We start from the raw sequence: 12763 nt of genomic DNA on the forward strand, positions 1-12763 counted from the left end.
TAGCCGCACGACCCTCGGCAGCCTCGCAAAGGCACCAATGTGTGAGAAGGTTGGCGGACAGAAATTGACCTGAGGCCCGGAAGCAGACCTTCAGCTTTGCGCCCATTCCGGCCATTCAGCCGAATTTTGTAGTATCCGAGAAGCAGACGCTGCGAAGCGGTCCATGGTGGATTCGGATCAGACCTTCGCTTCCGACATGGCCTCTCCGATCAGCCAGTCACGAAACGCGTTGATGGTCCGGTCCTGCACGTCCTGGGGGCGGCAGACAACGTAGTAGGCCAACACACAATCGAGGACGGGCCCGAAGGGACGGACAAGCCGGCGATCCTTCAGATCCTGCTCAGCGAGCGTTGTTCGGCCCAAGGCAACACCGTGGCCCGCCATCGCCATGCGGTAGGCCGCAGCGGAGTCGTTGATGCGAAGACCGCGCTCGCTCTCAGACACGTCCAGCCCAGCCGCGAGTTGCCAGTCCCTCCAAGTGCGGAAGGCTGCCGTCGAGGCCATGGACGTGTCGTGGATGAGAGGATGGTGCCGCAGATCGGCGGGCGTTCGCAGCGCGTTGGGACCTTCTAGCAACGCCGGGCTGCACACCGGGAAGAATGCGTCGCGAGCGAAGGGAAACGCCACCAGCCCCGACCACATGCCGGCCCCGTAGCGGATGCCGACATCGACGGGCTGGCTGGCGAAATCCACCAGGGCGGTGCTGGTGTCGATCAGCAACTCACAATCGGAGTGTTGCCGGTTGAACCCGTCAAGGCGGTGCAGAAGCCACTTGTCGGCAAAAGCGCTCGGCACGGTCACCGACAGGATCCGACGCTTCCGAGCCGAACGCAGCCGGTCCATGGCGGCCGACAGACAGGCAAACCCTGTCTGCAAGTCCGGGATCGCGGCCTTCGCCGCCTCAGTCACGACCAGTCGGGCCGGTCCTGACTGAGCGCGATGGAACAGCTCGACGCCGAGGTTCTCCTCAAGCCGCCTGACCAATTGCCCCACGGCGGCAGGGGTGACGTTCAGCTCCTGCGCGGCCAGCGCGAAGCTCTGGTGGCGTGCCGCCGCTTCGAAGGCGCGTAGCGCGTTGAGGTGATCGGGAGCTCTCATGCGCAAAACATTATCTATTCCGGCGGGCGAGAACATCCCGTTTGAGGCGCCCGGCGACCGGGGTCATATTCCTCCCCACGGAACGCGCGCTCCGACTTTCACGAGTGTTTTTGGAAGTCCGGAGGATAGTCATGAAGCTCAACGATAAGATCGCGCTCGTCACCGGCGGCACGTCCGGCATCGGCCTTGCTGCCGCTGCCCTGTTTCGGCGCGAGGGCGCCAAGGTCATCGTGGTCGGCACGGATCCCAGGCGGCTGAAAGCGGCGGAAGCGCAACTCGGTACAGGTAGCCTCGCCATCGCGGCGAACCTGCGCTGTTCCGCTGACATCGACCGTGTCATCGCGGGTGTGCGGGAGCGCTATGGCCGTATCGACGTCCTGTTCGCTAATGCGGGCCTTGGGAGAGCCGCACCGCTGGAAGCTGTGACCGAGGTCGACTTGGACGAGCAGTTCGAGGTCAACTTCAAGGGAGTGTTCTTCACCATCCAGAAGGCGGTTCCGCTAATGAGCAAGGGCAGCAGCGTCGTGCTCACCACCTCCTTCCTGAACACGAAGGGCACGCCGGGTCTGTCGATCTTGTCGGCCAGCAAGGCGGCCGTGCGCTCGCTGGCTCGGACGCTCGGCGCTGAGCTCGCGCCGCGCGGCATCCGGATCAACGCCGTGAGCCCCGGGCCAATCAGCACGCCGTTCGCCAGTAAGCTTGGCTTGAGCGAACAGGAGCTGAAGGCGTTTGCCGAAGGCGTCGAGGGACAGGTCCCCCTGCAACGCTTCGGCGAGGCCGACGAGGTCGCGCGGGCCGCCCTGTTCCTGGCGAGTGACGACAGCTCCTACATGACGGGGGCGGAAATCGTGGTCGACGGCGGTTTGTCCCAGTTCTGAACCTTCATCTCCCGATCGATCGCGGCTCAGGGCGGGCTTTGGCTCGCCGGGAGCAGTCGCCCGGACCTTGATCGGTTCGGACTTACAATCGCGACCGGACTCCGTGTACGGTTCGCGGGGACCGGTGCTTCAGTAGCATCCGGGACTGTATTGGCTGGCCCGCAGCTCCTGATGCGGGGCGGCGGATTTCGCGCCAGCAGGCACGACGTGCGATGCCGAAGCCCGAAGCCTTACTTCGGTCAATGCGCTTGGCGGTGCTGTAGTCAACGCCCGACGAGCTGAACCGGCGGCTCGATCAAAGGCGGCTGCCGGACCACGATCCCGGCTCCTTTGGCGCAGATCCAAACGTTGAGGAGGTCCCGACGGCCGTCAGACGGGCCCCTGGGCGTGGTTGATGCACGCGCCCAGTAACCCGAGTTGTTCAGAATGGGGGACGTCCGGGATCGTCCATCGTCAAGATGACGCCGGACGTGTAGCCGGACCGCGGAGAGGCTAGGAAGGCCACCGCGGCGGCGATCTCTTCGGGCTTGGCCGCGCGCCCGAATGCGGAGTCCTTGAACGCATCCTTCCAGCGTTCCGCATCGCCTGTCGTCCGTTCAGCCTTGGCGCGGAGAAGCATCTCGATGCGATCGGTCGCAACCGGACCTGGATTGATGCCCACGACACGCACGCCGTCGCGCGGGGATCGCGCTCCGAGGGCTCGCGTGAACGCCATCAGGGCCGCGTTGCCGCTGCTGCCTGCGAGGTAGTTTGGCTCGGCCCGCTCACCTGCCGAGCCGATGACGTTGACGACGACGCCTCCGCGCTCCTTGAGCGTCGGGTAGAAAGCCCGGGTGAGATCGATGTAGCCGAAGACCTTCAGGTCCCAGGCGGACCGCCATGTCGCCGCATCCAGGGACAGGAGGTCGCCGGGCGGGATGGCGCCGGCATTGTTAACGAGGATGTCGATGCCCCCAACCTCGTGGACGACGCGCGCATGCTCGGCGGTGCGCGACAGGTCCGCGGCGATGGTCTGAACCTCCACGCCATGAGGGGCTTGGGCCTGCGCAGCGCGCGTGAGGCCAGCAGGGTCACGAGCGACCAGGACGAGGTCGCAGCCTTCCTCGGCAAGAAGGGCGGCGGTGGCCAGACCGATGCCCTTCGAACCGCCCGTGACGAGCGCACGCTTGCCTCTGAGATAGAGATCCATTTCAAGATCCTCTCTGTGATTTGCAACAGCGCCGCGTGGGCCGACATCAGCCTGGGCCGATCAGCGTGCTGTTCGTTGCCAGACAGCCCTCAATCAGCGGAAACGAGAAGTATGGGCTGGAGCCCCTGAAGGATGGCGCCCCGTCGGCGTTTCGACAGGGCTGACGAGGCACCAGCCACTTCGTTCCTGGTGCTTGCTCAGCCTGACGGCAGAAGCTCGATGCCGAAGCGTGAGGACAGGCTGGCGAGTCGCGCCAGTGCTTCCGCGTCGGGCGCCTGAGCAGATGCCAAGGCACCCGTAGCTTGGCCAGCCTCGCGGACGAACTGCTCGAAGCCGGACGGAGTGCAGAATACCAGGGCCCGGGCTGTCTCAGGGCCGGCGTTCCCTAGCCGATGAGCTTGGCCGCGAGGAAGGATCACGACCTCTCCGGCCGATAACGAGCGGGTCTCGCCCTCGGTCCAGACCTGAACCTGCCCGGATAGGACACAGATGGTCTCCTCCTCGTGCAGGTGCCGGTGCGGAGGCGTCCAAACGCTCGGTGGGTTGGTGATGCGAAGCAGCGAGAACTGGCGGCCGGTTTCCTCGCCGGCCACCAGGATGTCGACGAGCGTCCCTGCAAAGGCGATGGTTTCATTCTGGCGCATCGGCGCGATCCCCAATGGTAGGACGCGGGGTGTAGGCCGGCCCTGGACATGAAGCGAGCTTCGCTGCTCTCATATCTGCATGAGTTCACGTCATGTGTCCGAGCGCGATCTCCGCCTGTTTCTGGTGCTCGATGCACTGCTGGATCATCGCAGTGTGACGCGGGCAGCAAGCGCCCTCGGTCTCACGCAGTCTGCGGTCAGCCACTCGCTGCGCGCCCTACGGGCCCGGTTCGGCGATCCGCTGCTGGTCCGGACCGGTAACGCGCTCAGCCCAACACCCCGGGCATTGGCGCTGCGCCCCGGCCTGTCGCTTGGACTGGCAGAGCTGGAACGCGTGCTCGGCCGGCAGGCCGCCTTCGATCCCGCGCAATCGACGCGGTGCTTCACGCTTGCGACGCCGGATCACCCGCAGTTCACGGTGTTGCCCGATCTCTTCGGACGGATCAGACGCGAAGCGCCCGGCCTCGATTTCCATGTGAGGTCGATCGGCTCAGGGCTCGCGGAGGACCTCGCCAGCGGCCAGCTGGATCTCGTCCTGGCCGGCGCGGAGGTGGAGCACCAACTGGCGCTGGATCGAGCGTTGATGCGCGCGCGCGTCATCTCCGAGCCGTTCCGCTGCGTGGTGCGGCGCGGTCATCCTGCGTTAGCGGTCGATCTCGACCTCGATACCTATGCAGCCCTGCCGCACGTGCTCGTCAGCACCACAGGTGGCAACACGGGCATCGTCGATGCAGCTCTGGCGGCAGTCGGGCGGCGCCGACGCGTCGCCATGACGGTGCCGAGTTTCCCGGCCGCGATCTGGATGGTCGCGGCTACAGACCTCATCGCGACCTTGCCGAAGGCGATCACCGATCGCGCGTCGCGGCACGAAGTCGAGATAAAAGAGCCGCCGATCATCCTGCCGTCGAGCGATGCCTATCTATGGTGGCACCCCCGTTTCCAACACGATCCTGGGCACAGCTGGTGGCGTCAGACGCTCACGGATGCTTTTGCGGTCCTACGGCCGTGAAGGCTGCGCCAGAGGATCGTGGTGTTCGTAGAGCCACTCACGACGGCAAACCGGACACGGCCGCTTAATCGGTCGCCCAGCAGGAAGCAGACAGGCCGCAGTCGTCCAGAATACGCCAGGCTGATTTGCCGTCGCGCGGAACCGGACGTTCGGCTTTGCGCCCAACCCGGACATCCTGCCGCAATGAAGTGCTTCCCAGAAGCGGACGTCTCGCTCGTCCGCGTGCACCTGCGCGTCAGCGTACCAGGCCCGCGCTCGACGACGCGCAGGCCGTCGGGGACGTCGGCACCACCTTCCTCTGCAGAGCCAGGCCGACACCGCTCAGCGTCAGGACAAAGGCGAGCATCTGTCGCGATCCGATCGTCTCATGGAGCACCAGCGCAGCCGCGGCCGTGCCGATAATCGGCACCAACAGCATGCCCGTGGTGGCCATGCCTGTCGGCAGCCGGCGTAGGGCGGCCTGCCAGCTAAGGTAGCAGAGTGCGAGCGGGCCGATCGCCATGTAGCTGATGCCGGCTAGACTCGGCAGGCTCAGGCCCTTGATGTCGGACGCCTCGGTGAACAGGCTGATCAGCGTCATCGCAAGGCAGCCGAGCCCGACCTGCCACGCGGTGAGGGCGATCGGCGGTAAGCCGATCGGCCTTCGCTCAAGGATCGTTCCCAACGCGAACAGGATGGCCGCGGCCAGGGCGAGGGCGATGCCGGGCGCCTTCCGAAGGATCAGACCGGTTCCGGTGCCGTCGACGAGGACGCAGATACCGAGGATGCCGAGTGCGAGGGCCGCGAACCCGCGCTGGTCCGGACGCTCGCCGCGCAGAACCCAGGCGAGAAGCACGGCCCAGACCGGCATCGAGTACGCCAGGAGCGCCCCCTCCGGCACGGTGAGCCATCTCAGGGACAGACCGGTGAAACCCATCCAGGCGAAGACGTTGATCGCGGCGGCGAGACCGAGCCGTCCGAAAAGTGCGCGCGGCACCGTCAGGCGCTCACCGCGCCCGTAGGCGAGAAGGCCCAGTCCGGAGGCCGCGATGAGACCGGCGACGCCCCGCGCGAACAGCGGCGGCCAGTCTTGAGAGACCAGCTTGAGCACCGGCCAGTTGAGGCCCCAGCCCGTCGCGGTGGCGAGGAGGAAGAGCCGTCCGGCCTGCGTGCGTGTCACGCGAGGGAGTCGCACGAGATCCGGGCTCCCTACTTCCCCACGAAGGCCTTCTCGATCACGTAGTGGGCCACCTCGCCGTGGTTGCCCTCCTCATAGCCGCGGGAGGTCAGGAGCTCCCGGGTGTCGCGGATCATGTCGGGGCTGCCGCACAGCATGAAGCGGTCGTTCTCGATCGACATCTCCGGCAGGCCGGTATCCGCGAACAGCTTGCCCGAGACCATCAGGTCTGTGATCCGGCCGCGGTTGCGGAACGGCTCGCGGGTCACGGTCGGGTAGTAGACCAGCTGGTTCGAGATCATCTCGCCCAGGAATTCGTGCTTCGGCAGCGTCTCCGTGATGGTCTCGCCGTAGGCGAGCTCCTGCACCTGCCGGCAGCCATGGACCAGCACGACCTTCTCGAACCGGTCGTAGGTCTCCGGGTCCTTGATGATCGACAGGAACGGCGCCAGCCCCGTGCCGGTGCCGAGCAGGTAGAGGTGCCGGCCCGGCAGCAGGTTGTCGAGCACCAGCGTGCCGGTGGGCTTCTTGCCGACGATGATCGGGTCGCCGACCTTGAGATGCTGGAGTTTTGAGGTCAGCGGCCCGTTCTGGACCTTGATCGAGAAGAACTCCAGCTCCTCCTCGTAATTGGCCGAGACGACCGAATAGGCGCGCAGGAGCGGCCGCCCCTCGACCTCCAGGCCGATCATGGTGAACTCGCCGTTGCGGAAGCGGAACGCCGGATCGCGGGTCGTGCGGAACGAGAACAGGTTGTCGGTCCAGTGATGGACCGAGAGGACGCGCTCCTCATGAAACTTGCTCATGGCTTTTTCTTCCTGACTCAGGCGACCGCCGGATCCGCATTCCCGAACGCTTCGAGCAGCTTGCCGTCGCGGCCGTCCCACGCCGCCGCGTCGCCGGCCGGCTCGGTCTTCTCAGTGATGTTGGGCCAGAGGTCGGCGTACTTGGCGTTGAAAGCCTTCCAGCCTGCCGTTCCCGGCTTCGCATCGGCCTTAATGGCATCGGCCGGGCACTCCGGCTCGCACACGCCACAGTCGATGCACTCGTCCGGATTGATCACCAGCATGGTGTCACCGACGTAGAAGCAGTCGACCGGACAGACCTCGACGCAGTCGGTGTACTTGCAGCGAATGCAGTTCTCGGTGACGACGTAGGTCATGGCTTCACCCGTTAGCGCGGAGTTTAGAGCAGCGCGGCGAGATCCTGGCCCTCGACATCGATGGCCAGGCCCTTCATCGCCTCGGCGCTGACCTCCCCGCCCATCGCGCGGATGCTCTCCTCGCGGATCAGCGACATCAGCCCCCGGCGCAGGCCCAGGAACTCGGAGGACAGGGTCAGGGCCGGCTGTCGCGGGCGGGGCAGCGGCACGACGATCTCGGCCTTGATGCTCCCGGGACGGGCGGTCATCACGTAGACGCGGTCGGAGAGGAAGATTGCCTCGTCGATGTCGTGGGTCACAAACAGCACCGAGATCTTCAGGCGCTGCCACATGTTGGTGAGGATCTGCTGCATGATCAGCCGGGTCTGCGCGTCGAGGGCGCCGAACGGCTCGTCGAGCAGGAGGATGCGCGGACCGGTGGCCAGTGCGCGCACGATGCCGACCCGCTGCTTCATCCCGCCGGACAGTCGGTCGGGGTAGTGGTTCTCGAACGGCGTGAGACCGGCGAGGCCGAGGAGCGTGCGGGCCTGACGCTCGCGCTCGCCCCGCCGAAGCCCTTTCATCTTCAGGCCAAACTCGACGTTTTCGCGCACCGTCTTCCACGGGAAGAGTGAGTACTGCTGGAAGATCATGCCCCGGTCCGCGCTCGGGCCCAAGATCGCCTCGCCGTCGACGGTCACCCGTCCCGACGATGGCGTGAGAAAACCGGCCAGGGCGTTGAGCAGCGTCGACTTTCCGCAACCGGATGGGCCAATGATCGATATGAACTCGCCGGGCTGCACCGTGAGTGACGTATTCGAGACGGCCTCGACGGCGCCTTCCATCGACTCGTACCGCAGGCAGAAGTCGCGGACCTCGATCAGGCCTCGGCTCGGCTCGGGCATGGCAGGCTCCTCGATTGATGGGGACGGGCATCCGCCTCGTGGGGCACCGCCCCGCGGAAGGCGGCGGGACCGTCGGGTGTCCTACCGGGAGGCGGCCCAGGGCATGACGAGGCGGCCGATGAGCCGGATCGCGAAGCTCGAGCCGAGCCCGAGCAGCCCGATCGTGATCATGCCGAGCGCGATGTCCGGGTACTGGACCAGGGAGTAGGCCTCCCAGGTGAAGTAGCCGATGCCGAACTGGCCGGAGATCATCTCGGCGGCGATCAGCGAGACCCAGGCCACGCCCATGCCGACCGTCAGCCCGGTGAAGATCTGCGGCAACGAGGCTGGCAGGTAGACCTCGCGGAACACCGCTACTTCCCTGGCTCCGAGACACCGGGCGGCACGCACCAGCACCGGGTCGACCTGCACCATGCCCTGGAGGGTGTTGATCAGGATCGGGAAGAACGAGCCGAGGAAGGTGATGAAGATGATTGAGCCCTCGTTCGTCGGCCAGAGCATGATCGCCATCGGAACCCAGGCGATGGCCGGGATCGGCCGCAGCACCTCGCAGATCGGGAAGGCAATCTCGCGCAGGAGGTGATAGCGGCCCATGAGGAGACCGAGCGGGACGGCGACACCGCCGGCCAGGAGAAAGCCAAACAGGATCCGGCGGCAGGAGATGAGCACGTGGTCGCCGAAGACCGGGTTGTGCAGAGCGATCACCGCCCGGCCCACGACGTCCATCGGCGTGGGTATGTTCAGGAACCGCACGTAGAGGGTGACGCGGTTGGCAGTCAGATACTGCCAGAGGGTGACGAACAGGATGAGCGACGCGAGCCCGATCAGCGCGGCGCGGAACTCACCATGGTGCAGGCGAAGCCAGCGGCGGGTGCGGCCGGTCGTGGGTTGGGCAGACGCGGACGGCGGCGCGAGGGTCGCCGTTCGCGGCGGCTCGGGCTCGGCGGTGGACCGGAGGGCGACAGCTTCCATGAGGGTTTAGCCTCCCGTCACAGCGGCCTTGAGGGCCTCGTCGTAGGGCATCACCTTGCCGCCGCCCTGAGCCGCGGTTTCGGCATCCTGCTTCAGAAGGAAGGGCGCGATGCTGCCCTTGCTGTCGACCACGTAGAAGGCCTCGCGGGCGAACAGCTTGATGCCGCGGGCGGTGTCGAAGACGTAGGCGACGTCGACCGGCTGCCCCTTGGTCTTCATCTCGTTCAGCGCGCCGAGCGTGCAGGCGGTGCTGGAATAGGGCTGTATCGCGCCGCCTTTCACCCAGATCTCGCCGGCCTTACGCGGCTCGGTGATCGGCTTCTTGCAGAACGTGTCCTCGCCGCTCACCTCGTAGTTGGTGGTGCTCGCGCGCTGCTGCTCGTAGTCGAGACCGCGCTCGGCGAAGACCTTGCGCAGATACGCGTCGTCGACCCACGGGCCGACGTCGAACGCTTTGATCCGGTCGAGCTTCTGCAGAACCTTCACGTCCTCGCGTGCGGCGTCGATCAGCTGCGGCTTGATCGTGGGATCGATGGTCATGATCCCACCGGGCCCGAGGAAGATGTAGACCACCTCCTTGTCGGTGCCGGTCCACGTCGCGATCTGCTCGGCGGCGCGCTTCGGGTCTGCCTTGACCCAGGCGTCGGCGTCGAGCACCGCCTTGACGTAGGCCTCGACGATTTCGGGGTATTGCTTGGCAAAATCGGTGCGCACGACGACACCGTGCCAGGTCGGCAGCTTGGTCTCGACACCGTCGAACACCTTACGGGCGAAGCCGCGGAACGGCAGCAGCTCGGCGAAGGGGACGAAATCGGCGTGCGCGTCGATCTTCTTCTCCTGAAGGTTGGTCGAACCGACCTCCGGGCTCTGGCTCACCAGGCGGAAGTAGGTGGCCGGGTAGCCCTTGTCCTGCAGCGCCTTCAGAACCATTCCGTGGGCAGCTGAGCCGAAGGGCACGCTGACAACCTTTCCCTTCAGGTCCTCGAAGGAGAAGTATTCGGAGTCCTTATTGACGACGATGCCATTGCCGGAACCGTAGAGGTTGTACGCCGCGACCGCGATCAGCTGCGACTTGCTCTCGGGATTGTTCTGGAAGGTGGCGCCGTTGACGACCAACGGGTAATCGCCCATGGCGCCGAACTGAAGCTTGCCGGCCATCATGCCGTTTGTGACCGGCGGCCCAGAGGTGAAGTTCTGCCAGTCGAGCTGGATGGTCTTGTCGGCGTACTTCCCGGTCCTGGGCAGGTACTTCTCGAGCAGCTTGAGCTGTCGGATAACCACCCCCACGGTTGCGGTGTTGGTCGTCGTGTCCTGCGTGCCAATGCCGACAGTCAGGGTCTCTGCGCGGGCCGGCGTACCGATCCCGGTGCCGGTGATTGCGAGAAGTGCGAGAGCGGATACCGATCCGAGCCCGGGGAACCGTCTTGCCATCGCCCGCTCCGTCATGTCGGTCCGATGCCGCAAGGACATCGCGGGCATGATCGGACCCGGCGACGAGTTCGATCAAACACTGAGAGCGCGCGCAGGTCGATTAGTTGCGCAAAAAGGTTGTGTCGGCCCGGATGTGCTGTCGATTTGAGCGGGAAGCTTCAGATTTAAGCGCATTCCTCGCCGCCACGCAGCTGCGCTAGGATCTCAGGGCGCAGCACGACGATCTGCATGCGCCGTGTCGCGACGACCCCTTGCTCCGAAAGGCGCTTCAGGCTGATCGTTACCCATTGCCGGGTGGCGCCGACCATGTGGGCGAGGTCGGCGTGGGTAAAGGTCGCCGCGATTACGGTCCCGTCCTCCTCCGGCACGCCGTAGAGATCGCACAGGTGCAGGATGAGATGGGCGAGACGCTCCGTGATCGAGCGAGTCCCGAGCATCTGGGCTAGGGTCGAGTAGCAGCGGCCCTTGAAGGTCAGGCCGTCGATGACCCCGATCGCCAGCGTCGGGATCTGCGTCACGAGCTGCTTGAGCGCCTTGCCCGGCAGGTGCAGCACACTGGAATTGCTCGCCGCCATGCCCGACCACTTGTGAAGGCCGGTGCCAAACACGTCGGGCCCGCCGACGAAGTTGCCGGGGTACCAGTAAGCCAAAGTGATCTCGCGACCGGAAGGCGCCGCGTAGAAGACCCGGATGCGGCCGCTCTCGACGATCCAGATCCCGTCGTTCGGCGTCTCCTGCGTGAACAGGGTCGCGCCGCGGTAGAGCACACGGCGTCGCCCCTTCTCCACGACGAGGGCAAGCTCGCGTTCGGTCAATCCGTCGAGCAGCGGGCGCTGGCCGGCGCCAGTCCTGGGTGCCGCATCGGACAGCAGAAGGGCGTTCGCTTGGGTGTGCAGCCCCGCCGGGGCCTGAGACGGGCGTATCGGCGCCGTGGTCTGCATTGCCATCTCCTGCGTCTTGCAGGGATGTCGCCGCAAACCCTGTACCAGCTCTAAACTGTCCCAGCTCGCATGTGGCATCCGGCTGCCGGCGAGCCGTCTGTGGACGCGATACGGCGCCCCCCCCCCGGATGGGAGAGGTGCCGCATCGAACCGACGTCAGTTGGATCAGTCAGGGGCGTCCCTGGCAGCGCCCGATGGCCCATTGGATGAGCTTGCGGACGTCGGGATCGGGATCGTTGGAGGACGCCCCAAGGGCAGCGAGACCGCGTGGGTCGGCGATCTCGCCGAGGGCCGCGGCGGATTCCTTGCGCAGGTTACTCACCTCCGAAGCCAATGCGCCCCCCAGAACGTCGACGGCGGCCGAGGCTTTGATCCGGCCCAGAGCGTTGGCGGCTTTGATACGGACCTGCCAGACGGGATCATCCATCGCCGTGATCAGGGGGGGCGTCGCCTCGGGCAGCCGGATTTTGGCGCACGAGACCGCTGCCTCCTCGCGCACCTGCCAGTTGTCGTCAGACAGGCCGGCGATCAACGTGGAGACGCCCGGGCCGCCGGGGCGCAGGAAGACCAGCGCCGCCATCGTCGCGCGCCGGACGGTCGGGTCGGGATCGCCGGCGGTGGCGATCAGCGCGGGCAGCGCCTCCTCGGCCTTGAGGTAGCCGATGACGCCGAGGCCCTCGCGGCGAACCTCGGGCGCCGAACTCTGGAGCGCCTTCAATGCGGCCGACAGGGCGTCCGGCAGGACGAGCTCGCGCAGCGCCCGCAGGGCGGACGCCTGCACGAAGGGGTCGGCGTGTTCGGCGCGCTCGATCAGCAGTGGGCCGCAGGTCGGCTCCTTCTTCTCGGCGAGGGTGTCGGCGGCGGTGCGCCGCACGGCCTCGTCGGCGTCTTCCAGGGAGCGCACCAGGCCCTCGACGACGTCCGCGCCGTCGTGCTCGTCCAGGGCCCTGGCGGCGGCCGCACGAACGGTGGCGTCCGGGTCGCCGAGACCCTTCAGGAGCAGGATTTTCGCCTCGGGGCCGACAGCCTCGGCGAGCTCCATCATCGCGACGCGCCGGACGACCGCATCGGCGCTGGCGCAGCGCTCGGCCACGTCATCCAGGTCGTCGTCGAAGGAATCGAATACGGGGCTCATGGTCGGCCTCAGCGCAGCAGGTACGGGATGTTGACCTTGACTGCGTTCGTCGGGCAGTCGACCTCGCACGGCATGCAGTACCAGCACTCGTCGTACTTCATGTAGGCCTTCTGCCGCGTCTCATCGATCGCGAGGATGTCGAGCGGGCAGACGTCGACGCAGACGCGGCAGCCCTTCTCGGCGATGCACTTCTCGTCGTCGATGACGACCGCGGCGCTGCTGGCCTGATTGATGATCGGCATGGATCGATCTCCGGTTCGTGGG

14 protein-coding genes are annotated in these 12763 nt (G+C 66.2%); 2 read left to right on the top strand and 12 right to left on the bottom strand.

The features are described 5' to 3' along the window. Nucleotides 1-177: 177 nt before the first annotated feature. Nucleotides 178-1098: a LysR substrate-binding domain-containing protein gene (locus tag MKK63_RS05730; protein WP_243999528.1), complete on the bottom strand. Its 921-nt coding sequence runs from the start codon at nt 1096-1098 to the stop codon at nt 178-180. A 131-nt stretch (nt 1099-1229) separates the two neighbouring features. On the opposite strand from MKK63_RS05730, the gene MKK63_RS05735 reads away from it, so the two are divergent. Beyond that, nucleotides 1230-1976 (top strand): SDR family oxidoreductase, encoded by a 747-nt coding sequence (locus tag MKK63_RS05735; RefSeq protein WP_243999530.1) that lies wholly within the window; start codon nt 1230-1232, stop codon nt 1974-1976. A gap of 421 nt (nt 1977-2397) precedes the next feature. Here MKK63_RS05735 and MKK63_RS05740 read toward each other — a convergent pair whose 3' ends face one another. Next, nucleotides 2398-3165: a short-chain dehydrogenase/reductase gene (locus MKK63_RS05740; RefSeq protein WP_243999532.1), complete on the bottom strand. Its 768-nt coding sequence runs from the start codon at nt 3163-3165 to the stop codon at nt 2398-2400. A gap of 197 nt (nt 3166-3362) precedes the next feature. Continuing rightward, a complete protein-coding gene (locus tag MKK63_RS05745; RefSeq protein ID WP_243999534.1) occupies nt 3363-3809 on the bottom strand; it encodes a cupin domain-containing protein in 447 nt (148 codons plus the stop codon). A gap of 94 nt (nt 3810-3903) precedes the next feature. On the opposite strand from MKK63_RS05745, the gene MKK63_RS05750 reads away from it, so the two are divergent. Beyond that, complete coding sequence (locus MKK63_RS05750) at nt 3904-4818, top strand: LysR family transcriptional regulator (protein ID WP_243999536.1); 915 nt, start codon at nt 3904-3906, stop codon at nt 4816-4818. A 235-nt stretch (nt 4819-5053) separates the two neighbouring features. On the opposite strand, the gene MKK63_RS05755 is transcribed toward MKK63_RS05750, so the two are convergent. The 9 genes from MKK63_RS05755 to MKK63_RS05795 form a co-directional block, all read right to left on the bottom strand. Beyond that, nucleotides 5054-5977, bottom strand: coding sequence for a DMT family transporter (locus MKK63_RS05755; protein ID WP_243999538.1), 924 nt, complete (start codon nt 5975-5977; stop codon nt 5054-5056). Nucleotides 5978-6006: 29 nt separating this feature from the next. Then, entirely contained in the window at nt 6007-6780 is a 774-nt protein-coding gene (locus MKK63_RS05760) for a ferredoxin--NADP reductase (RefSeq protein WP_243999540.1), read from the bottom strand. 17 nt (nt 6781-6797) lie between these two features. Continuing rightward, nucleotides 6798-7136 (bottom strand): ferredoxin FdxA, encoded by a 339-nt coding sequence (gene fdxA, locus MKK63_RS05765; protein WP_243999542.1) that lies wholly within the window; start codon nt 7134-7136, stop codon nt 6798-6800. 23 nt (nt 7137-7159) lie between these two features. Further along, nucleotides 7160-8020 carry an ABC transporter ATP-binding protein gene (locus tag MKK63_RS05770; protein WP_243999544.1) on the bottom strand — a complete coding sequence of 287 codons (861 nt, stop codon included), beginning with the start codon at nt 8018-8020 and terminating at the stop codon, nt 7160-7162. An 81-nt stretch (nt 8021-8101) separates the two neighbouring features. Beyond that, nucleotides 8102-8992, bottom strand: a complete 891-nt coding sequence (locus tag MKK63_RS05775; protein WP_243999546.1) for an ABC transporter permease — start codon at nt 8990-8992, stop codon at nt 8102-8104. A 6-nt stretch (nt 8993-8998) separates the two neighbouring features. Then, a complete protein-coding gene (locus MKK63_RS05780) occupies nt 8999-10423 on the bottom strand; it encodes an ABC transporter substrate-binding protein (RefSeq protein WP_243999548.1) in 1425 nt (474 codons plus the stop codon). 164 nt (nt 10424-10587) lie between these two features. Further along, nucleotides 10588-11364 carry a Crp/Fnr family transcriptional regulator gene (locus tag MKK63_RS05785; RefSeq protein ID WP_243999550.1) on the bottom strand — a complete coding sequence of 259 codons (777 nt, stop codon included), beginning with the start codon at nt 11362-11364 and terminating at the stop codon, nt 10588-10590. Nucleotides 11365-11533: 169 nt separating this feature from the next. Further along, nucleotides 11534-12499, bottom strand: a complete 966-nt coding sequence (locus MKK63_RS05790) for a HEAT repeat domain-containing protein (RefSeq protein WP_243999552.1) — start codon at nt 12497-12499, stop codon at nt 11534-11536. A gap of 8 nt (nt 12500-12507) precedes the next feature. Next, nucleotides 12508-12741 (bottom strand): ferredoxin family protein, encoded by a 234-nt coding sequence (locus MKK63_RS05795; protein WP_149312599.1) that lies wholly within the window; start codon nt 12739-12741, stop codon nt 12508-12510. Nucleotides 12742-12763 lie beyond the last annotated feature (22 nt).

The organism is Methylobacterium sp. J-088 (assembly GCF_022829295.1).
In the GTDB taxonomy this organism is placed as follows: Bacteria; Pseudomonadota; Alphaproteobacteria; order Rhizobiales; family Beijerinckiaceae; genus Methylobacterium.